We start from the raw sequence: 20,482 nt of genomic DNA, 5'->3' as shown, positions 1-20,482 counted from the left end.
CGGGCGTCCGGCCGGGCCCCCCACCCCGGCCGGGCGTCGCCCGAGCCCGCCCCCGGCCTCCCTGCCGCTACGGCTGCCCGGGCCGCCCGAGCAGCCCCGCCACGTGCTCCGGCGTGGCCACCGGGCAGACCTTGTGCACGAAGTCCCGCCGCAGCGCGTGGTACGGCTCGCCCGCCCGGTAGAAGTTGGCGTGCATCCGGCGCAGCTCCTCCGCCCGGTACTCGGCCAGCGGCTTGGCCTCCTCGTCGGCCGCGCGGCGGCGCTTCTTGTCCACCAGCCGCCCGGTGAGCTCCGGCGAGGCGGCGATCCGGGCCGCCTCGCGGGCCACCCAGCGGCGGAACCCGGCCGCGTCCCCGCCGACCGTACGGTCCACCAGGCCGATCCGGCGGGCGTGTCCGGCCCCGACCGGCAGCGCCTCGGCGGTCAGCCGCTCGGCCTGCTCGGCACCGACCCGGCGGGGCAGGGTGTACGTCCAGTACTCGGATCCGTACAGGCCCATCAGCCGGTAGTGCGGGTTGAGCACCGCCGACTCGCGGCACCACACCTCGTCGGCGGCGAGCGCCGCCATCAGCCCGCCGGCCGCCGCGTTCCCGGCCAGCGCCGCCACCGTCACCTTGTCCGTCGTGGTCAGCACCGCCTCGACGAAGTCGTCCATCGCGTTGATGTTCTCCCAGGACTCCAGCGCCGGGAAGGCCGCACCCTGGATGACGTTGAGCTGGATCCCGTTGGAGTAGAAGTCCCGGGGCGCGCCGAGCACCAGCACCGAGGTCGGCCGCTCGGCCGCCTCCCGGTAGGCGGCGAGCAGCCGGCGGCACTGCTCGGTGCTCATCGCCCCGCCCGCGTAGGCGAATTCGAGGAAGCCGATGTCGCCGTCCTCGCGGTAGCGCAGCTCCGACCAGGTCTCCCGACGGCCCGCCCGCTCCGGGCTCACCGGCACCTCGTGGACCCGGTACAGCTCGTCGGCGAGCACCGTGGCGGCCGGCAGCTTGAAGGTGACCGGCCCGCCGGGAGTGCGGCGCGGGCGCAGCTGCGGTATCCACACCGCGCCGTCCACCGTGGCCCGACAGATCGCGCCGTCGCGGGTGGCCAGCACGGCGCCGGGCACCGGGCCGCGCAACTCGTCCTCGGGGTGGCCGCCGTGCAGGAAGAACTCCCGCCCGTACAGCTCGTCCAGCACGCCGGGCTGGGAGTCCGCAGCGCGCAGCTTGCGCAGGACGGTGGCGGTGTCGTCCTGCTCCCAGTCGATCCGGCGCGCCTCCTGACGCAGGAAGGGCCGCAGTTCGCCGTGCACGTCCGGCCGGGCGTAGTCCAGCGGCTCGGGGGTGAACAGCCCGCCCTCGTACCGCTGGACGGCCAGCAGGACGGCCTCGACGGCGGCGTCGGCGAGCTCGCCCCGGTACAACTCGCTCTTGCCGCAGGCCGGGACGGGGAACTCGACGGACGCCCAGATGTCGCCGGCGTCCATCTCCGCGACGGCCTGCAGCACGGTGACACCCCAGCGCTCCGCACCCTCGGTGATCGCCCAGTCGAGCGAGGAGGGGCCGCGGTCGCCCGTGGGTCCCGGGTGCACGATCAGGACCGTCCGGGTGGACCAGATGTCCTGCGGGACGGCCTTGGTCAGCATCGGGCAGACGATCAGCTCGGGGTCGGTGCGGACCACCGCCGCCCTCATCTGCTCGTCGCCGAGGGCGAGTTGGACCGCGACCTGGTGGCCGCGCTCGCGCAGCTCGGTGTGGACGCGCTGGGTCAGGCTGTTGAACGCGCTGGCGATCAGGAGAATGCGCAAGGAGGGCCTCCGGCGGGAACTGGGGTCGCGCGCAGGCGATGAAACCAGGGCATGGACACGTAATGATTACGGTCCGTGCCTGGGCGCCCTACTCTCACGCACCCCGCACACCTGTGCCCCGCGTTTCGCCGGATCTCCCCAAGTCCCCGTTCCGGTGGCGTACCCTCTGCCGCCGCGCCCCGGACCCGTCCCGCTCGCCGCGCGACGCCCGGCTCGGCGCGCAGCGCCCGGCTCAGCGCGGGAACGCCCGGCGGGCCCGCCAGGTGGTGTGCTCCCGGGAGACCGCGTCCTCCGCGTCGGCGGCCAGCCGGGCCCAGCGCGCCTCGGCGTCCGGCGCCCGGGGGTCGAGGTCGGACAGCTGGTTGCCGACGTTCTCCAGCTCGCGCGCAGCCAGCTGGTAGGCGGCGGCCAGCGGGCCGAGCTGCTTGAGCTGCGTCCAGGCGATGATCGCCGCGGCCGCGGCCGAGGTGGCGCCGAAGACGTGCACCGGCAACGCGCCGGTCGCCTGGGCGACGGCCGCAGCGGCGCCGACGATGATCAGCACCGCGATGCCGAGCCCCCAGGAGACCGCCTGGGAGTCGCAGGCCTCGGCCCGGGAGCGGTACCAGGTGCGCTGGCCCTCGACCCGGGTGCGCAGGTAGAGGGTGCGCCGGGCGGTCAGGTTCTCGGCACGCTGCCGGCGCATCTCCGGGGTGATCTCGGCGACGCTGCCGGGCGGCACGATCTCCGGGTCCTCGAAGGCCCGCAGCACGTCCTCGACCTGGAGCAGGTAACCGCGGTCGACGTCCGCGGACTCGGCCGCACCGTCGAACGGCCGGGCCCGGACGGTGTACTTCCAGGCCAGCGTCTTGACCGACTCGGCCGCCGCCCTGGCCTGGTACCAGCGGCCCTGCGGGTTGCTGCGGCGCAGCCGGGACCAGAAGTAGCCGGCCACCAGGAACGCGGCCACCGAGAACAGCGGCCAGACGTCGAAGTCACCCTTGTCGGCCGGGCCGGGGAACGACCCGATCACAGCGGCGATCACCAGCATCGCGATCAGTCCGCGGTACCAGCGCAGCGTCTCGCGCTGGCCGTCCAGCGAGGCCTTGTCCGCCGTCCAGAACAGCTCCGGCAGCAGCTGCGCCTCGACGCCCCCCGGCGGATCCTGTTGCACCATCGGTCGAGTCCCCTCCCCCTACTCCGTCCAGCCAGTATTCCCACCGCCAACTCGCCTACACGGGCGCCTTTTTGACAGCTTCCGACGGCCTGCCATTGCCCGGCCCATTGGTAACCGATATAAACGGTTACATGCCGCTGCACTGGAAGCTCGTCATCGACTGCGCCGACCCGCACCGCCAGGCCGCCTTCTGGGCCGCCGCCCTGGAGTACACGCTGGAGGACCACGGCGCGCTGATCACCCGGCTGCTCGCCGCCGGCGCGGTCGGCCCGGAGGCCCTCACCGAGGTGGACGGCCACCCGGCCTGGCGCTCCCTGGCGGCCGTCCGCCACCCCGAGGACCCGTTCGACCCGGCCTCGGACACCGGCCTCGGCCGCCGCGTCCTGTTCCAGGCCGTCCCCGAGCCCAGGCAGGGCAAGAACCGCCTGCACCTCGACGTCCACCCCGGCCCGGGCGAGCGCGAGGCCACCGTCGCCCGCCTCGAAGGCCTCGGCGCCACCGTCGTGCGGCACGTCAGGGAGCCCGGCGGCGAGTGGACCGTCGTGCAGGACCCCAACGCGTCTAACTAGCAGTTCTGGAAGATACCGCAGGTCGGCGGCAGCAAGAAGCCCCGCCCATGCGCCACGGGGGAAAGACGCACGGACGGGGCAGCTCAGAGGGTCAGCCCCGGACGGGTACCGGGTTGGTCGGGCTGTCCAGCCAGACTGTCTGACCGTCGGGGGTAACCGTGAGCCCGAAGCGCTCGAAGCCGGGTCGGCCTTGCTCGTCCCACCAGCGCCATGCGGCCTCCACCTCGTCCCAGAGGTTCCGGGGGCCGGACTGGTACACCTCGTACTCCGTGCGGTCCTGCTCGTAGTCAACGGATGCCCACGACAGGGTGTCCCGGCTGTAGAGCCACAGCGTGTATGCGCCGTTCTCGTAGCGCTCCGCCCGCCAGAACGCACCGGGCACGCCCGCCCCGATGACGAATTGCTCGAACCATCCGCCGGTGTCCGGAGGGGCCAGGGTGGTTGTGCTCTTCACCCCGTCGGCAGGCCACGGTTCGCCGTGTAGGTAGTCCTCGAAAGGTGGCCGGTTCGTGCGCTGCTGGCGCAGCCGCATGAACGCCGAACTCCGGGTGAATCGGCCGCTCGCGCTGGTCCCGTCGTCGTTGACGGTCAGCTGTGCGATCTGCTCGCCGCCGTACTCGGTGCCGAACGGGGCGACGATGATCCCGCCGGGGCGGGTCTGCTCAAGCCACGCCGGAGGGATCTCCAGCAGGGAACAGGTGGCAATGACCCGATCGAAGGGAGCACCCTTCGCCCAGCCCAACCGCCCGTCACCCTCGACCACCTTTGGCTCAAGTCCGGCCCGTTGAAGGTTCTCCCGCGCCCCTCGCGCCACCTCCGGGTCATACTCGACCGTCACCACGTTGAGGTTGCCCAGCCGGTGCGCCAGAAGGCCGGCATTCCACCCCGTCCCGGCGCCGATCTCCAGCACCCTGTCACCCGGGCGGACGTCCAGGTCTTGGAGCATCGAAACGACCATGGTTGGCATGGAGTTGGACGAACTCGGAGTCGTTCCGAGCCCGTCCCCCTTGTGGTCTCCGTCGTCCCACTGTGTGGTCAGCGGGATGTCCAAGTAGACCGCCCGTCGCCACGCTTCGGGGTCCTGCGACCGGTACACCACGGGGTTCTGTCGGGTGCCGTCCGCGATGCCCGGCCAGATGCGATCCGGGATGAACAGCTCGCGGGGTACGGCCTTGAAGGACGGGAGCCAGTCTGAGGTAAGTGCGCCGTTGGCCACCAGCGCGGAGGCGAGCCCCTGAAGGCCCGCCTCCTTGTGCGTCTCGCCGGTCACTGACTACTTACCGCCCGCCGGGGACGAGCCGTCGGAGGTGTTGCCGCGCTCGTCGGAGCCACCGCCACCGTGTCCGGCGCCCTTGTTGCTGTCATCCTGCTGCTTGCCGCCCTGGCCGTCGCCGGAGCCGCCGCCGCGCTTACCCATGTGCTTCCCCTCTCGCTGTTGGTCAGGCCAAGGCGGTTGCCTCAGCCTGTTGTGCGTCTTGCTGGCCCGTCCCGGCCAGGTCATTCCCCAGGGTGGCCGGGACGGGAATCTAGGGGCCTATCAGGCGCTCAACTGCCGCTGCACGACGTACAGTCCGTCACTCGGCAGGGCAGGGCTCACACCGAGATCGGCGAGCACCTGGGCCACCAGGCCGTGAGACTCGCCGTCGATCAGCTTTCCCGTGAGCCGGGCGTACTCCGTCAGCGCGGCGGCCAGTGCGCGGGCCGTGTTGGCGTGGCAGCCACCAAGGGAGACGTGCGGCCCCTGGTACATCCCGCGCCCGCTTACGATCGGCATCACATCGGGGGTGGACGGCAGGCCCGCGAGCCTCCAGGCCGTCTCTACGGCGTCCGCCGCCGCTTCCGCCTCCGCGCGATACTGCCTGAGGATCTCCGCCTCACGCTCCACGTCGTCCGACACGGACGCGCTCCCTCCGCCGCCTGCCTTGCCGATGTAGAAGACGCTACGGAGGGTGGGCAGTTGGTCTCTATGATGTTCTACGAGATTGCACGCCAATCACCCGAGTGCATCAATCGCCGCTGTGATCAGAGCGCGAGCCGGGGCACCGTACACCGCTATGTCGGACAACTTCTGGAAGGCGCTGAGGTACTGGGTGATCTCGCCAGGCGCAGTTACGGTGACGGCAGCGGTGAGGGTCTCCACCTGTGCCTGCTCGCTGTCGTAGACGCTGAACGTCTCCAACGGCCAGATATCTCGTTCGGCACTGAACGGGATGACTCCCAGCGAGACGGCGGGTAGGGACATGACTGCCAGCAGGTAGCCAAGTTGCCCCGACATGGCGTCGGCGTCACCAACGCGGTACCGAAGGACCGACTCTTCGACGATCACGGCGAACCGGTGGTCTCCCTCCCGCAAGATGTTCGACCGTGCGAGCCGGGCGGCCACGGCATCTGCCACGTCATCGGGTGTACCGCGAAAGCGGGTGATGGAAGACAGCAACGCCGTTGCATAGCCGTGGTTTTGGAGCAACCCGGGGACCACCGTCGAGCAGTAGACCCGGAACACTCGGGTTCGTTCGAACAGTGGCACGTACGAGTCTTGTAGCCTCCTGAGCCCCGTGCGCTGGAGACGCTTCCACTCCACGTACATCGAGTCGGCAGAGCGCGACGCAGCGATCAGATCGGCTGCCTGGTCCTCCGCTCCGCAGATTTGGCACCAGATCCGAATGTCTTCGTCGGATGGCGGAGTTACCGCGTTGATGATCCGCGATGACTTTGAGGGGTGCCAGCCGGCCTGACGGGCCAGCTCACGCCCGTTGAGCCCGGCGTCCTTGCAGAGGTCCCGCAGACGGTCAGCGAGCGCCTTGCGCGCTGCCTGGACACTGGATGACGGAGATGTGAGCATGAGCTGGCTGTCCGGTGCTTCGTGGGTCAGATCCGGTAGTCCTCGTGCGGGATGGCGCGGGCCCACACTGCTTCGAATGCCGTTGCACAGAGCTTCGCCACGGCAGGGTCCTCGGTCACCTCGTCGCCCAGGTAGACGCCTTCACCCGAGAAGTGGCCGAACCGCACGACCGTGTCATCGAATACCCAGAAGTCGTTTCCGGGTAGAGCAAGGTCCGACGCCTGGCGGCGAGGCAGCCACCGGATCTGTTCGCCTGCCGCCACGTTGGTGAACGTGCCCTCGTGGAGGTACTGCGTGTACTCGCTGACCGGCTCCGAGACGATCCGCGCCCTGCGGATCACGACACCGCGCGCCACTGCACCCGACACAAGGTCGAGCCAGGGCCGCCACCACGACGCGCGGTCCGCCGGGTTGTGGCGATGCCCAGCCCGCCAAGCGGCGACTCGCGGCGCTTCATCCGGATCATCGTACGAGTCCCGCATCTCAAGGTGGACCGCCGAGCGCTGAGCGGCATTCAGGAGCTCAACGAACGCGGGTGCCTTCGGCGACATCAATAGCCTCCTTGAGAGCGGCAGCCATCCGGACGGGCAGCCGCAGCACGGTCTCACTGTCGGGGATCGGGCCGGTCGTCAGGCACTCCGCCGTGGTGGCATCGTCGGCCTTCCAACCCTGGATCACGAACTCCTGCTTCTCCTGATCGACCCACACCGTCGGGCAGTTGGCCCCATCGGTGTTCGGGTCCTTGGCGATGAAGGTTAGTGCCATCGTGCCCTCCGTGCCTCGTTGGTTGCATGGATGTGCACGACGATCCACCCGCAGCGCGCCTGTAGTCAAGGGGCTACAAACAGTTGATCGACCGTCTAGCACCGATGAGCACTCACCGTGATGGACGGCACCGACGAAAGCCCCCGCGCCGACCACGCCCGAACGGGGCAACGGGCGATGCGGAGGCTTCCCGTTCAGTCGGCGGGCGGGATGTTCGCCAGCACGAGGCTTGCTGTCTCGCGGGCCTGCATGCCCGGCGGGAGGTCGGCCGTCCCGGCGGCGATGCGGTGCAGATAGTCGATCTCAGCAGGCCGGAGGGCACCCTCCTGCGCCAGATGGACCCACCCGACGCACGGCAGGTAGCGATAGTTCTCAATCCAGCGATCCGAGACGCCAAGTTCCCGCCATTCCAAGTCAGTTCGACGCAGGAAGCCAGCGAGGAAGGTGGCGTTGTCGGCGGCCTTGCGCTTAGGCACGGTAGCTCCCGGAGGTCAGCGGGGCGGGCAGGGCGAGCATGGCCCGCAGACGGCCTATGCGGGCCATAGCGGCGTCCAGTGGTGTCATCGGGCGCCTCCCGCGCTGTACACGCCCCGCAGGGGGCGTAGCTGCGTCTGTGCGCCGTCCGTGTCCGGCAGGCGCAGGGCGGTGACCAGGCGGGCGAGGCTCATGCGCTGCATGCGGGCTTCGATCAGGGCGGGGTGGGGCTTCACGGCGGCGTCGGCTCCACGGCCGGTCTCGATGACGGCTCCGTCGGCGGCTACGCGCGCGTCCAGGTCTTCGAGGTTCTGCACGGTGGTGCAAATGGCGTGCAGGAGGGCCGTCTCATGCGTTTCAAGGTCGAAATCCGAGAGCACGGCGTGCCAGACGGCGCGGGCGCGTTCGCTACTCCATGGCAAATGGTCCATTTCTACAATCCTTAACTCCTGTCGAAATATGTGGGAAGCCACGCGACATGCAACTTCGACGATTTCAGGTTGGCGCGTGTGTGTCCCGCCTTTGGGGCCGGGTCCGGAAGACGATCACGCATAGACATTCATCCACCCCCCTACCCCCGCATATAGATGCAAGAGTCACACTCAATGCCGCGCGACCGCGCTGGCCGACAGCGAAGCCGGTCCGTCCGGCCGGCGAGCCGAATGCCTCGGCCAGGCTTGCTAGTTGGACCCCAGAGGGGCTTGCCGGGAAGGCACTACAGCGCCGCCCAGACCATGGTGAGAAGCATGGTCCGAGCGGCGCTGAGTAGGCCGTCACGCTAGAACGACGGGGTGACCGAGCCAGTCCCGGAAATGATGGCGATCGACTGCGGGTAGCGCGCAGCCTGGAATGAGATGTACGAGTACAGGCGGCAGAACAGGCTCATGTTCTGAGCGTAGGTTTGAGGGAATGCCTCGGCCCGAATGTGAGACTCCCACAGGAACAGATCCGAGGTCCGCGCGAGGATGATGGGGTCCTGGTTGGTACCGGCACCGAGGTTGGTCGGCAGATTGGCGTCAACGTAGACCGGAAGTCCCAGAATCTTGCCGACGTAGCCCTCAGCAACGACCTCGCCAGCCTGGACGCCAGCGGCGTTCCACGGGCCAGAAGCGTCCGGAACGATGAGCGGACGGCCGTTCGCGTCGCTCTGAGCGGTGACCCAGGCCCAGCGACGCGGGTGCATGAGGATGGCGTCCGGCGGGAGGAACCGGCTGGTGTGGATCGACTGGATAGCCTGCGCAATCTTGCTGTACAGACCGCCAGCGCCACCGAGAGCGGGGGTTGCCTGCGTCCACGCCACGGAGGTGGTACCGGCGAGAGTGAGCAGTCCGGTGGCCGCACCGCCCGTGCCGCTACCGCTGATGACCTGCTGGTCCAGCTTCATGGCGTAGTCGGCCGCGAGGTCCGACAGGATGACCTGATCCATGGCAACCGGCGACTGCTCGACAAGCTGTAGGGAGAGGGTCTGGCCGCCAGCAATGGTCACGACGGGCGAACCGACCGACGTGGTGGTCATGTCGGTCTGCTGGATAGCGCTGTTCTGCGTGCCCTGCACGGCCTCAGCGGTACCGGTGTTGACCTTCGGCAGGTTGATCACGTCGGTACCGGCGGGCAGCGGCATGTAGGTGGCACGATCAGCGATCACGCGACCGGGGCGGGCGAGCTTGATGAACTGCGTCTCAAGCCAGGCAGGCGGGACGAACTCGCCACCAGAACCGGCCGTGGTCGAGATAGCACGCTTCTCGTACTGCATCGCGTTGTTGCGGCGGATACGGTCGGCAGCGTCGCTGTCGCCCTTGTGCTGCGAGGTGAAAAGGTCGCGGAAGTAGGAGGTACCCCCGTCGGGGCGGTAGATCTCGGCCTCGCTGACCTGGAATCGCGAGTAGCCGGGCATGCGGGTTGCGGTAGTGCTCATGGAAGAATTCCCCTCGCCAATCTTGGGTGCGTACGCGCGCTGCATGTGCGACGCGGCGTCGTCCGCGCGTATCTGCTCGTCCAGCTCTTCCGCGCGGTCGTCCAGCGCGCGGTAATCGGCCTCGATACGGTCGAATTCGGCTTCTTCAGCGACATTGAGAGCACGGTGCTCGGCCTTGGCCTTGTCGAGAATGGTGCGCATCGCGTTCTTGGCCTCTCGGCGCTTGGCGCGGAGGTCGGAGAGGGTGGCGCGGCGTGCGTCACTCATGGGTTGAGTTCCCCTTTTCGTACAGCGGGAGCGGGAATCGCTCCGCGTGCTTTGCGGTCTCAGCGGCCAGCGCGCCGGCATGCTCGAACTCCATCGCGCTGATTACTGCGTCTTCCTGCGCAATGGCGGCCTGAAGGTCATCAGCGACAGCCTGGAGAAGGCCCGTTTCCGCATTTCCCAGAAGATGCGCGAGGCGGCGCCGCTCGGACTGGGGCATGGCGTCAATGGCGCTCTGAGCGTGGCACGACATATCAGCGCTCCTCCGCCATCTGCTTAACCGCCCAGCGCTCATTAGCGAGGCGGCGCGTGTCGGTCCCCCAAGTGAGCAGCCCGACAAGTGTGGGCAGCAGCGGGTGTACACCGCCCTCGCCCATTACGCCGTCACGCTCGACTGCAAGCAGGACGTCAGCAGTGATGGCATTCACACGCGAGCGGAGCTCGGGAATGCTCCAGTGCTCGGAAAAGCGCTTTCCATCGACAAGGGCGCCGATAGTCCTTGGCGAAGCGGGTACGGCGCGGGAGGGTGCGGGAGGATGAGTCATCGAGATTCCTTGAGTTTGGATTTCACCCGCAAGGCGGGACCACCCGTCTGTGCGGTCCGGCGGGTAGCGCGAAAGGGCCAGAAACGCAAAATGGCCCCAAGTCGTAGCTGTGCGGCGGTGGCAGACGCCTGCGACAGCTAGACCTGGGGCCAAGCAAAGGGGGCGACCTGCCACAGTCGCGGTGAGGAGCAGAAAGCTCGCTCGCCCTTAAAGGAGTGGGAAGGATTCCTGCCGGACGGCTTTGACACCCGCCGGAGAGCCGGTATGGTCACGGCTCCGACAGGATGCCCCCCATAAGGGCCTACAGGGCACCGCTGGGGCCCTGACTGTTCTCTTGGGCGCTGGAGGCTGCATAGGGTTCATACGACCCTCAGGGGCCGTTCTGTATCGCCTTGAGGTGGAGAGTCAGGGGAGCCGTCGACGCCAGCGGGCGGGCCGCCGTGGCCCATGACGACCCTGATGGTCGATACCCCTGTTCGGGTAGCCCATTGAATTCTCATTGGGATTACTGGAGGAGTACTAGAACTGTCATAGCCGTCATGCAAGAGACAGAAATACCCACCTCCTTTCGCTGGCGCTCCGCCCCGCTGGCCAGAAGGCACGCAAAAGCCCCCACCGGGCCGGGGAGGGCCAGGCGAGGGCTCAGAGGGGGCTACGCGGCGACAGGCTCACTGAGACGCAGTCGCGCGCCGGGGACACCGGGAACGAACGGTCGGTCCGTAAGCCCCTCTGCGAGTGCCATGTATTCATCGATCAACGGGTCCAGTTCTCCACGCACCGTGAAAGTCACGCGGGACTCGTCCAGCCGTCGCCAGCCGCCGGGCGTACCACGCCTGACCGTCAGGCGGGCACCGGAGTCCAGCAGCATCCCGCGCTTTCCTGCGGTGTCGGCATCCCGCCACTCGTCGGCGTAGGTGCGGCCCGTCTTGACGACCTCGCGGCGCGGCTCGATCTTCGGTGCTGCTTCCAGCTCGGCAAGCCGGGTGTCCAGCGCGTCAGCGCGCTTCTGCCACGCCTGCCGGGCAGCGTTGGACTTCTGACGCCCCTCCTGCCGCTGGTGCTCCTCGAACTCCGCCAGCGTCGCAGCGATCTCCGGGGCGGGGTCGTATCCGGGGATGGTGCGAATATCGAGGACCTGTATCCCGCCGACAAGCCGCAGGAACTCACGTTCCACGAACTCATCAGCCCATTCGCTCTTGATGTTCGCTGGAGCCTTACAAGTCTCCCCCCGCGCATGGGAGTTGCACTTGTACGATGCGCTGGCGCTCCGAGATTTAGCGGACGGCGCGGACTCGTACATACGCCCGTCGCAGCTGTCACAGTGGATCACTCGGAGCAGCAGAGCGTTGGTGTCCTTGCGTTCCCGGTTGTCCACGGCCCGTTCCTCGAACAGCGCGGCTATCGCGTCGTACTCGGCACGGGTCAGGATCGGCTCATTCGTGGCCAGCACGGGGCGGCCTTCGCTGTCTCGGACCGGCTTGCTCTCGTGCAGCTTCCAGCCGATCAGGGCGACCGACGTGAGCACCTTCTTGACGATGCTCGGTCCCCACTTGAACTGATCCCGCTGCGTGCGCTCTCCCCGGGTGCCACCGGTCTTGCCACCGGTCTTGCGGCCCTTCTTGATTGCCCAGTGATCGCGGGGCGACGGGACCCCGTCAGCGTTGAGGTCTACCGCCACAGCGCTTGCCGTCTTGCCAGACATGAGCGCTCGGATCATGCGCTCGATGACCGCCACGGCGTCCAGGTCGGGCACCAGGGTCCACCCGCCACCGTCGAGCGGGGCTGGCTCATAGCCGTAGTGCGGACGCGAGCCGCGCCAGCGCAGTGGCATCGAGCGCATGGCTGCCTGCGCACCCGTGACACGCTCGGCGATCGACTGGGCTTCCATCTGGGCCGCGAAGGCGAGAAGGGTGGCGATCAGCTCGCCCACGACGTTGCCCATGTCCAGTTCGAGGCGGGCACCGCCTGGCCCTTCGGCGAACACGAGCCGCTTGCCGTGCTTGCGTGCCCAGGAGACCAGCGCCGACATGTCCGCCATGGACCGGACGGCCCGGTCCAGGCGCCACCAGATGATCATGTCGAAGTCGTCGGGCCGCTGAAGCCAGGGACCGAGCTGCGGACGCTCGAACGGCGTCGTCTTGGACGCTGACACGTCCAGGTCTTCCGCTTCACCGACGATCACGGCGCCGAGCGATGCGGCGGCGGACTCGTTGGCCTCACGCTGACGGCCCGGGGATGTGGTTTCGTCGGTCGTCACGCTGAGGCGGATGGCGGAGAGCGCACGGGGGCGAGGATCAGTTTTCACCCCTTTCAGGGAGTGGGGCGAATTCCTAACGGTGCTGACCTGCGAAGATGCAGCCATAGCGGGGCCCTCCCAGAACCGCGTGTCTCACGCGTTGGGAGACCCCGAGGGCAACGAGTTCTGCGTCCACTGACCGCGGGGAACGCCGCGCAAGCCCCGCCGAAACGCCGCGGCCCCGCCCTCCCGAGCGGGAGGACGGGGCCGCGGGGGGCCGTACGGCGTCAGAGCAGGCCGAGGGCCGGCATCAGGTAGTAGAAGGCGAACACCGCCGCCACCGCATACATGGGGGCGGGGACCTCGCGGCCGCGGCCGGCGGCCAGGCGCAGCACGCAGAAGGCGATGAAGCCCATGCCGATGCCGTTGGTGATGCTGTAGGTGAACGGCATCACCACGATGGTCAGGAAGGCCGGGATCGCGATCGTGTAGTCGGCCCAGTCGATCTCCTTGATCGAGTTGGCCAGGATCAGGAAGCCGACGGCGATCAGGGCCGGGGTCGCGGCCTGGGCCGGGACCATGGTGGCGAGCGGGGTGAGGAAGAGCGCCAGCGCGAAGAGCAGGCCGGTGACGATCGAGGCGAAGCCGGTCCGGGCGCCCTCGCCGACGCCGGCGGTGGACTCGACGAAGCAGGTGTTGGCGGAGGCCGAGGTGGCGCCGCCGGCCGCGGTGGCGATGCCGTCGACCATCAGGACCTTGTTGATGCCGGGCAGGTCGCCCTTCTCGTCCAGCAGGTGGGCCTCGTCGGCCACGCCGAGGATGGTGCCCATCGCGTCGAAGAAGCACGACATCAGCACGGTGAAGACGAACAGCACGCCGGTCAGCACGCCGACCTTCTCGAAGCCGCCGAACAGGCTGACCTTGCCGATCAGCCCGAAGTCCGGCTCGGAGACCGGGTTGCCCGGCCAGATCGGGACGGTGAGGCCCCACTTGAGCGCCGGGACGTCGGCCACCTTGTCGATGATCACGGCGAGCGCGGTGGAGACCGCGATGCTGATCAGGATGGCGCCGGGCACCTTGCGGATCAGCAGGATCAGGGTGAGCGTCAGGCCGATCACGAAGATCAGCACCGGGAAGCCGAGCAGGTGCCCGTTGCCGCCCAGCTGGAGCGGGACGGTGGTGTGGGCGGCGTCCGGGATGCGGCTGACGAAGCCGGAGTCGACCAGACCGACCAGGCTGATGAACAGACCGATACCGATCGCGATGGCCTTGCGCAGGCCGAGCGGGACGGCGCTCATGACCCGCTCGCGCAGACCGGTGGCGACCAGCAGCATGATCGCGAAGCCGGCCAGCACGACCATGCCCATGGCGTCCGGCCAGGTCATCTTGGGGGCGAGCTGGAGCGCCACGATCGTGTTGACGCCGAGGCCGGCGGCCAGGCCGATCGGGACGTTGCCGATGACGCCCATCAGGAGGGTGGTGAGACCCGCGGTCAGGGCGGTGGCGGTGACCAGCTGGGCGCTGTTCAGGTGCGTCCCGGTGATGTCCGTGCCGCTGGCCAGGATGATCGGGTTCAGCACCAGGATGTACGCCATGGTGAAGAAGGTGGCGACACCACCGCGGATCTCGCGCGACAGGGTCGAGCCTCGCTCGCTGATCCGGAAGAAGCGGTCGACGGCGCTCGTGGGGGGCTGCGGCGCGGCGTCGGCGGGTTCGGGCGACTCGGTGGTCGGCTGGACCACAGGCATGCGTGCGTCCTCTGTGGGGGAGCTGAGGAGAGGGAGGGGACGCCCGGGGCGTCGGTGGCCGGGCGCAGATCCTTAAGTATGGTTTCCCGATCGCACACGCGCTATCTTCGCGCGTAGAGCCTGCACGGGGTCACGGCGCCCACAAAGCCGCCCACCGCACCGTACGCTAGGCCCCATGCCCAAGACGCCACTGCACCCCTCGCCCCCTCCGCTGGAGGCCAACGACGTCGCCATCGTCGGCGGCGGCACGGTGCTGTGGTTCATCGCCTTCCTCGCCCTGATCCCCTTCCAGGGCACCCTCTCGGCGCACGGCCACGGCACCTGGCCCTGGATCTGCCTCTCCGGCGGCCTGCTCGGCCTGCTCGGCGTCTGGTACTGCCGCGCCCGGCGGGCCGCCATCGCCCGCAGCCGCGCCGCCGAGGCGGCCGAACACACGGCCCGGCACAACGGCCAGAACCCGGCCACCCAGTCGGACTGAATAGTCCTTTAGTAGCACGCATCGGTCATAAGGCACCCGTAGAGTCGGTGCCATGACGCAGCCTGCCCAGCCAGCGGAAGAGCGGCCGACCGACGGAAACCACCCGGACGGAGCACACCCCCTCGGCCTGCTGCCCGGCCGGCGCGGCGGCCTGAGCACCGCCGAGGTGGCCGAGCGGGTCGCCAAGGGCCAGGTCAACGACGTCCCGGTACGGTCCAGCCGGTCCACCAGGGAGATCGTCCGGGCCAACGTCTTCACCCGCTTCAACGCGATCATCGGCGTGATGTTCGGGATCATCCTGATCGTCGGTCCGATCCAGGACGGCCTGTTCGGCCTGGTCATCGTGGCCAACACGGCGATCGGCATCATCCAGGAGCTGCGCGCCAAGAAGACCCTGGACAGCCTGGCGCTGATCGGCGAGGCGCGCCCGCAGGTCCGCCGGGACGGCGCCGTCCAGCAGATCGGCGTCTCCGAGATCGTCCTCGACGACACCGTGCTGCTCGGCATCGGCGACAAGGTGATCGTGGACGGCGAGGTCACCGAGGCGGACGGCCTGGAGATCGACGAGTCGCTGCTCACCGGCGAACCCGACCCGGTCCTCAAGCAGCCCGGCGACCAGGTGATGTCCGGCAGCTTCGTGGTGGCCGGCGCGGGCGCGTTCACCGCCACCAAGGTCGGCCGCGAGGCCTACGCGGCCCAGCTCGCCGAGGAGGCCAGCAAGTTCACCCTGGTGAAGTCGGAGCTGCGCACCGGCATCGACAGCATCCTGCGGTTCATCACCTACCTGCTGATCCCCACCGCCCTCGGTCTGATCATCAGCCAGCTGGCCGTCGAGGGCCGGGACTGGCGCGAGGCCGTGCGGCGCATGGTGGCCGGCATCGTGCCGATGGTCCCCGAGGGACTGGTGCTGCTGACCTCCGTCGCCTTCGCGATCGGCGTGGTCCGGCTCGGCCGCAAGCAGTGCCTGGTCCAGGAGCTCCCGGCGATCGAGGGCCTGGCCCGCGTGGACACCGTCTGCCTGGACAAGACCGGCACCCTCACCGAGGGCGGCATGGACGTGGTCGACCTGCGGGTGCTCTCGAACGGGGAGCCCGCCGCCGTCGACAAGGACACCATCAAGCACGCACTGGCCGTGATGGCCGGCGCCGACGCCCGCCCCAACCCGTCCATGCAGGCCGTCATCGACGCGTACGGGCGCGGCGACGACGGCGCGGAGGGCACGCCGAAGAACGGCTGGCGGGTGATCGAGGCGATGCCCTTCTCCTCCGCCCGCAAGTGGAGCGGCGTGCAGCTGCTGGAGCCGCAGGGCGGCGAGGCCAGCTGGCTGCTCGGCGCACCCGACGTGCTGCTGCCCGCCGGGCACCCGGCGCTGGCCGAGGTGGACGAGCTGGGCGCCCGGGGCCTGCGGGTGCTGCTGCTGGGCCGCACCCCCGTCCCGCTGGACTCCCCCGACCCGGCCGCCGACCTCACCCCGCTCGCCCTGGTGGTGCTCCAGCAGCGGCTGCGCTCGGACGCCGCCGAGACCCTGCGCTACTTCGAGGGCCAGCAGGTCCGGGCCAAGGTCATCTCCGGCGACGCGGCAGTCTCGGTCGGCGCGGTGGCCGGCCACCTGGGCCTGCCCGGCGCCGATCACCCGCTGGACGCCCGCACCCTGCCCGCCGACCCGGAGGAGCTCGCCGAGACCGCCGACCGGACCAGTGTCTTCGGCCGGGTCACCCCGCAGCAGAAGCGCCGGCTGGTCGGGGCACTGCAGTCCCGTGGCCACACCGTGGCGATGACCGGTGACGGCGTCAACGACGTGCTCGCGCTCAAGGACGCCGACATCGGCGTGGCGATGGGCACCGGCTCCGACGCCACCAAGGCGGTCGCCCAGATCGTGCTGCTGAACGACTCCTTCGCCACGCTGCCGTCGGTGGTCGCCGAGGGCCGCCGGGTGATCGGCAACATCGAGCGGGTTGCCTCACTCTTCCTGGTGAAGACGGTCTACTCGGTCCTGCTGGCACTCCTGGTGATCTTCACCCACTCGCCGTACCCGTTCCTGCCCCGGCACTCCACCGTGCTGTCCTCGCTGACCATCGGCGTGCCGGCCTTCTTCCTCGCACTCGCCCCCAACAACGAGCGGGCCCGCACCGGCTTCGTCAAGCGCGTGCTGCGGCTGGCGATCCCCGGCGGCGCCATCGCCGGCACCGGCACCTTCGTCGCCTACACGCTCGCCCGCACCAACCACGCGACCGACCTCAGGGCCGACACCAGCGTGGCCACCCTGACGCTCTTCCTGATCGCCATCTGGGTCCTCGCCATCGTCGCCCGCCCGTACACCTGGTGGCGACTGCTGCTGATCGGCGCCATGGGTGGCGCCTTCGCCCTGGTCCTGCTGGTCCCCTCGCTGAAGAGCTTCTTCGAGCTCTCCCTGGTCGGCTTCCGCGACCCGCTCACGGGCGTCGCCATCGCGGTGGTCTGCGGCATCGCCCTGGAGATCACCTGGCGCATCATGAAGCGCCGCGGCCTGGAGTGACGTGCCCGGCGACCGGGCACGCCGCAGCGTGACAAACCCCCGCGCGCAGCCGATGATGGCCCGGAAGGGGGGTGCCGGATGGCGCGCAGGGGTGGGGAGTTGGAGGCGTTCATCGCCTTCCTGGGCGGGTTGCTGGCGGCCGGGTCGGCCGCCCTGGCGATGGCGGTCGTCGGCGTGGCCGTCCGGCCGACGCCCGCGCTGCGGACCGCCGCACTGGTGACGCTCGGCGCGGTCTGGCTGACCGCCACCACCACCGTCTACTGGCGGCTGCGGGCACGCACCCGCTGAGCCCGGCAGGCGCGCACCCGCCGAGCCCGGCAGGCGCGCACCCGCCGAGAGTCCGGCCGGTGTGCGCCGCCGGGCTCAGCCCTCGAAGTCGCGGGCGGCCGAGAGCTCGTAGGCGCGGTCGGGCTCGCTGAGGGCGGCCAGCACCTCGAAGCGGCGGTGCCACTGTCCGACCGACCAGGCCAGCCCGGCGGCGAGGCCCTCCGGGGTGGCCGCGTGCAGCAGGCCGGGCACCGGCGGGACCTCGAACTCGTCGTCCTCGTCGCCGGCCTCGGCCAGCTCCGGGTCGTACGGCGGCTCCGGGGTGTCCGCCCCGGTGTCCCAGCGCCAGTCCACCGCCGCCTCGCCGCCGTCCGGCCCGACGACCAGCAGCTCCTCGTGCTCCTCGTAGGCGACCGGGCAGCCGGGCAGCAGCTCCCGCACCACCGCCGGGACCCGGTGCAGCACGCCCTCGGAGAGCACCCGGCCGCCCGCCACCTCGCTGGCCAGCGACACGTGCAGCCGCTCGGCGAGGTCGGCGGCCAGCGCCGGGGCGACCGGCAGCAGCGGGTACGGGTGCAGCAGCTGGACCAGGTCGGGGGCGTCGGCGACGACCGCCTCGGTGGCGTCCACCACCACGGTGTGGCCCGGCCGGCGCCCGGTGTCCGGGTCCAGCGGCGGCAGCGCCCGCACCACGTCCAGCGGCTCGATCCGCTCCCGGTCCACCCGGGCCAGCGCGGTGTGGATGCCGTGCAGCTGGCGGTGGCCGACCTCGGCGGCCGGGTCGGTCATCCGGTCCAGCACCTCGTCCGGCCCGTGCGGCTCGACGAGCAGCGCGGCCAGCGTGGTGCGCACCCCGAGCGCGTGCAGGAACTGGTCGTCCAGGGTGGTGCGGGCCTCGTCGTACAGGCCGCGCAGCAGCGGGTCGGCCCCGGCGGCGCGCAGACCGGCCGGCTCGCGGCCCGCCAGCACCGGGTGGTCGCGCAGCCACCACGCGGTGTACGGCGGCAGGTCGGCGTACGAGCCGTCCGGCAGCAGGGTGCGCACCGGATCGACCACGGCGTCCCGGTAGGGCGGGCGGGCCAGCGCGGCGAGCGCCTCCGGCCAGGCGTCGTCGTCCACCAGGTCGAGGTCGCGCACGGCCAGCAGCTCGGCGGCCACCGGCGGGACGCCGACCGCCTCGTCGGCCTGCAGCGCCTCCAGCGCGTCCTCGGCCCACTCGGCGAGCCCGTCCGGTGCCTCGTCCAGCAGGCCGGTGGGGTGGCCGCCGGCCGCGCGGTCGGCCGGGACGGTGGGGTCGAGCCGCTCCAGGTCGTCCGGGTCGAGCACCACGTCCTCGGCGCGCACCAGGACGAAGTCGGCCAGCACGCCGACGGCGGCGAGCACCTCCGGCCCCCAGCGCTCCAGCAGTTCGTCGTCCACCCAGCCGGCGTCCTCCTCACGCGCGAGCGCGGCGAACGGGCTTCCGGGCAGCACGAGCTCGCCGGCGCGGGCGGGCTCGCCCTCGTCGTCGAGCAGCGCCAGCCGGGCCAGCCAGGGGTGGGCGCCCGGCTCCGGGGCGGCGGCCTTCACCAACGCCAGGACGGCGTCGGCGAGTTCGAGAGCCGCGTCCAGGTCGTCCTCGGCCAGCTCGTAGGAGCGGGCGACGGCGGCCCGCACCTCGGGGGTGTCCAGCACCCCGGCCGGGGTGGCCGTGCCGGCGCCGAGCCTGGCCAGCAGCGGATGGGCGGCCTCGGGGTGGGCCAGCCGCAGGTCGAGCGCGGCGAGCGCGCCCGCGAGCGATTCGGGGTAGCCGGGGAAGGCCGCCCAGTCGGCGTCCTCGGAGGGCAGCAGGACGCGCCGCGGCCCGGTGACCGTCCGCCCGTCCGCGAGCGGAACGGGCAGCGCGCCGAGTGCCTCCGGATCGGCGGCGCCGAGCGCCGCGTACAGGTTGCGCCACCAGGCGGGCTCGCGGTCCAGGCCGCCGAGCTGGTCCACCACCTCGGCCAGCGGCACCCGGCGTACGTTCAGCACCCGCAGCTCGGTGCGGCGCTCCAGGCCGGCCGGCAGCAGCCCGGGGAAGATCGGCGCGAGCGCCTCGACGACCGAGCCGTCCGCGCCCTCCAGCAGCGTCGCGTCCCGGGGCCGCAGGGCGGGCGTGCCCTCCTCGACCGGCGCCGGGTGCGGCAGGAACGGCGTGCCGGGCAGCCGGGAGAGCACCGCGGCGCGCAGCGCGTTGTCCAGCGCGCCCCGGCCGAGCGGGGCCGGGACGAGCCGGAGCGAGCCGAGGTCGGCACCGCGGGCGCGCAACAACTCGGCGTAGCTGTCGGCGGCGCGCTCGGTGAGGAAGTCGGCCAGCGGACCGGGGGCGACGTGCCGGCGGGTGGAGTCCAGCGGGTAGGAGGCGATCAGCAGCGCGGGCAGACCGACCGGCTCGTCGCTGGGGGTGGGCGCGTGCAGCACGGAGGCGGATCCGGGCCGCTGCGGGGCGCCGTCCGGGCCGACCGGGACGGCCCAGGTCACCGTCCAGTACGGGCGGGCGCGCTCCTCGGTGGGCCGGTCGACCAGCAGTTCGGCGGAGAGCGTGCCGGAGGCGCCGGCGGTCTGCCAGACCGTATGCCGCAGCCGGCCGCCCGTGTCGTCGGTGACGGTGACCTCGGTGACCCCGTCCGGGCCGGTCTCGGCGGCGGCCCGGGTGAGCGTCCGGATGCCGTCCGGGGTCTCCACCACGACCTCGCGCAGGCCGGGCAGGGTGAGCAGCAGCGCGTCGTCGATCCCGTCCAGCAGGCGGCGGGTCAGGTCCTCGGCGGCGGCGTCCCGCAGCGGCAGCACGACCACCGTGTCGTAGCCCGCCGGGGCCGGGCCCTCGGCCGCGAACGGCAGCCGCAGCAGCGGCACGTGGCCGTCCCGGCGGCGCAGCTCGTCGGCCAGCTCGGGCTGCGCCCC

The 20,482-nt window shown here is 70.6% G+C and carries 19 protein-coding genes; 5 read left to right on the top strand and 14 right to left on the bottom strand.

The window, feature by feature from the left end; all coding sequences use genetic code 11:
• Window positions 1-67 precede the first annotated feature (67 nt).
• Together KS423_RS15070 and KS423_RS15065 are read right to left on the bottom strand one after the other, a co-directional pair.
• Entirely contained in the window at window positions 68-1,786 is a 1,719-nt protein-coding gene (locus KS423_RS15070; protein WP_224279400.1) for a hydrogenase maturation protein, read from the bottom strand.
• A gap of 232 nt (window positions 1,787-2,018) precedes the next feature.
• Window positions 2,019-2,942, bottom strand: coding sequence for a DUF4231 domain-containing protein (locus tag KS423_RS15065; RefSeq protein ID WP_224279398.1), 924 nt, complete (start codon window positions 2,940-2,942; stop codon window positions 2,019-2,021).
• Between the two features lie 131 nt (window positions 2,943-3,073).
• Here KS423_RS15065 and KS423_RS15060 point away from each other — a divergent pair, with 131 nt between their 5' ends.
• Complete coding sequence (locus KS423_RS15060; RefSeq protein WP_224279396.1) at window positions 3,074-3,511, top strand: VOC family protein; 438 nt, start codon at window positions 3,074-3,076, stop codon at window positions 3,509-3,511.
• A gap of 91 nt (window positions 3,512-3,602) precedes the next feature.
• Here the strand turns inward: KS423_RS15060 and KS423_RS15055 are convergent, their stop codons facing one another.
• The 9 genes from KS423_RS15055 to KS423_RS15015 form a co-directional block, all read right to left on the bottom strand.
• Complete coding sequence (locus KS423_RS15055; protein ID WP_224279394.1) at window positions 3,603-4,781, bottom strand: methyltransferase domain-containing protein; 1,179 nt, start codon at window positions 4,779-4,781, stop codon at window positions 3,603-3,605.
• Window positions 4,782-4,784: 3 nt separating this feature from the next.
• The gene (locus KS423_RS15050; protein ID WP_224279392.1) at window positions 4,785-4,928 is read right to left on the bottom strand and encodes a hypothetical protein; all 144 of its coding nucleotides are present in this window, start codon (window positions 4,926-4,928) and stop codon (window positions 4,785-4,787) included.
• 120 nt (window positions 4,929-5,048) lie between these two features.
• A complete protein-coding gene (locus KS423_RS15045; protein WP_224279390.1) occupies window positions 5,049-5,408 on the bottom strand; it encodes a hypothetical protein in 360 nt (119 codons plus the stop codon).
• A 96-nt stretch (window positions 5,409-5,504) separates the two neighbouring features.
• On the bottom strand, window positions 5,505-6,353 hold the full coding sequence (locus KS423_RS15040; RefSeq protein ID WP_224279388.1) for a helix-turn-helix transcriptional regulator: 849 nt from the start codon (window positions 6,351-6,353) through the stop codon (window positions 5,505-5,507).
• Window positions 6,354-6,379: 26 nt separating this feature from the next.
• Entirely contained in the window at window positions 6,380-6,904 is a 525-nt protein-coding gene (locus KS423_RS15035) for a DUF6879 family protein (RefSeq protein ID WP_224279386.1), read from the bottom strand.
• The gene (locus tag KS423_RS15030; protein ID WP_224279384.1) at window positions 6,876-7,118 is read right to left on the bottom strand and encodes a hypothetical protein; all 243 of its coding nucleotides are present in this window, start codon (window positions 7,116-7,118) and stop codon (window positions 6,876-6,878) included. Before KS423_RS15030 ends, KS423_RS15035 begins: the two co-directional genes overlap by 29 nt.
• Before the next feature lie 194 nt (window positions 7,119-7,312).
• Window positions 7,313-7,594 (bottom strand): hypothetical protein, encoded by a 282-nt coding sequence (locus tag KS423_RS15025; protein ID WP_224279383.1) that lies wholly within the window; start codon window positions 7,592-7,594, stop codon window positions 7,313-7,315.
• Window positions 7,595-7,678: 84 nt separating this feature from the next.
• Window positions 7,679-8,023 carry a hypothetical protein gene (locus tag KS423_RS15020; RefSeq protein WP_224279381.1) on the bottom strand — a complete coding sequence of 115 codons (345 nt, stop codon included), beginning with the start codon at window positions 8,021-8,023 and terminating at the stop codon, window positions 7,679-7,681.
• A 347-nt stretch (window positions 8,024-8,370) separates the two neighbouring features.
• Window positions 8,371-9,774, bottom strand: coding sequence for a phage major capsid protein (locus tag KS423_RS15015; RefSeq protein WP_224279379.1), 1,404 nt, complete (start codon window positions 9,772-9,774; stop codon window positions 8,371-8,373).
• A 79-nt stretch (window positions 9,775-9,853) separates the two neighbouring features.
• Here KS423_RS15015 and KS423_RS15010 point away from each other — a divergent pair, with 79 nt between their 5' ends.
• The gene (locus KS423_RS15010) at window positions 9,854-10,051 is read left to right on the top strand and encodes a hypothetical protein (protein ID WP_224279377.1); all 198 of its coding nucleotides are present in this window, start codon (window positions 9,854-9,856) and stop codon (window positions 10,049-10,051) included.
• A gap of 917 nt (window positions 10,052-10,968) precedes the next feature.
• On the opposite strand, the gene KS423_RS15005 is transcribed toward KS423_RS15010, so the two are convergent.
• Both KS423_RS15005 and KS423_RS15000 read right to left on the bottom strand, forming a co-directional pair.
• On the bottom strand, window positions 10,969-12,573 hold the full coding sequence (locus tag KS423_RS15005; RefSeq protein ID WP_224279375.1) for a recombinase family protein: 1,605 nt from the start codon (window positions 12,571-12,573) through the stop codon (window positions 10,969-10,971).
• Window positions 12,574-12,839: 266 nt separating this feature from the next.
• A complete protein-coding gene (locus KS423_RS15000; protein WP_224279373.1) occupies window positions 12,840-14,300 on the bottom strand; it encodes an NCS2 family permease in 1,461 nt (486 codons plus the stop codon).
• A gap of 175 nt (window positions 14,301-14,475) precedes the next feature.
• Between KS423_RS15000 and KS423_RS14995 the strand changes: the two genes are divergently transcribed.
• The 3 genes from KS423_RS14995 (at window position 14,476) to KS423_RS14985 (ending at window position 17,581) form a co-directional block, all read left to right on the top strand.
• Window positions 14,476-14,778, top strand: coding sequence for a DUF2530 domain-containing protein (locus KS423_RS14995; protein ID WP_224279371.1), 303 nt, complete (start codon window positions 14,476-14,478; stop codon window positions 14,776-14,778).
• A gap of 52 nt (window positions 14,779-14,830) precedes the next feature.
• Window positions 14,831-17,293, top strand: a complete 2,463-nt coding sequence (locus KS423_RS14990; protein ID WP_224279369.1) for an HAD-IC family P-type ATPase — start codon at window positions 14,831-14,833, stop codon at window positions 17,291-17,293.
• Window positions 17,294-17,371: 78 nt separating this feature from the next.
• Window positions 17,372-17,581, top strand: coding sequence for a hypothetical protein (locus KS423_RS14985; protein WP_224279367.1), 210 nt, complete (start codon window positions 17,372-17,374; stop codon window positions 17,579-17,581).
• 75 nt (window positions 17,582-17,656) lie between these two features.
• Here KS423_RS14985 and KS423_RS14980 read toward each other — a convergent pair.
• Window positions 17,657-20,482 (bottom strand): molecular chaperone Hsp90 (locus tag KS423_RS14980; protein ID WP_224279365.1); only part of this gene is annotated, 2,826 nt, incomplete at its 5' end.

It is taken from the genome of Streptomyces sp. LS1784, from assembly GCF_020103755.1.
In the GTDB taxonomy this organism is placed as follows: Bacteria; Actinomycetota; Actinomycetes; order Streptomycetales; family Streptomycetaceae; genus Kitasatospora.
The sequence above is the reverse complement of the archived record's forward strand: the minus strand, read 5'-3'. Positions and strand labels throughout refer to the sequence as shown.

Coding starts and splice junctions, on each gene's coding strand:
- KS423_RS15065 (WP_224279398.1), bottom strand. CDS start 2,942: ATGGTGCAACAGGATCCGCCGGGGGGCGTCGAGGCGCAGCTGCTGCCG.
- KS423_RS15060 (WP_224279396.1), top strand. CDS start 3,074: ATGCCGCTGCACTGGAAGCTCGTCATCGACTGCGCCGACCCGCACCGC.
- KS423_RS15050 (WP_224279392.1), bottom strand. CDS start 4,928: ATGGGTAAGCGCGGCGGCGGCTCCGGCGACGGCCAGGGCGGCAAGCAG.
- KS423_RS15040 (WP_224279388.1), bottom strand. CDS start 6,353: ATGCTCACATCTCCGTCATCCAGTGTCCAGGCAGCGCGCAAGGCGCTC.
- KS423_RS15035 (WP_224279386.1), bottom strand. CDS start 6,904: ATGTCGCCGAAGGCACCCGCGTTCGTTGAGCTCCTGAATGCCGCTCAG.
- KS423_RS15030 (WP_224279384.1), bottom strand. CDS start 7,118: ATGGCACTAACCTTCATCGCCAAGGACCCGAACACCGATGGGGCCAAC.
- KS423_RS15020 (WP_224279381.1), bottom strand. CDS start 8,023: ATGGACCATTTGCCATGGAGTAGCGAACGCGCCCGCGCCGTCTGGCAC.
- KS423_RS15015 (WP_224279379.1), bottom strand. CDS start 9,774: ATGAGTGACGCACGCCGCGCCACCCTCTCCGACCTCCGCGCCAAGCGC.
- KS423_RS15010 (WP_224279377.1), top strand. CDS start 9,854: ATGCTCGAACTCCATCGCGCTGATTACTGCGTCTTCCTGCGCAATGGC.
- KS423_RS15000 (WP_224279373.1), bottom strand. CDS start 14,300: ATGCCTGTGGTCCAGCCGACCACCGAGTCGCCCGAACCCGCCGACGCC.
- KS423_RS14995 (WP_224279371.1), top strand. CDS start 14,476: ATGCCCAAGACGCCACTGCACCCCTCGCCCCCTCCGCTGGAGGCCAAC.
- KS423_RS14990 (WP_224279369.1), top strand. CDS start 14,831: ATGACGCAGCCTGCCCAGCCAGCGGAAGAGCGGCCGACCGACGGAAAC.
- KS423_RS14985 (WP_224279367.1), top strand. CDS start 17,372: ATGGCGCGCAGGGGTGGGGAGTTGGAGGCGTTCATCGCCTTCCTGGGC.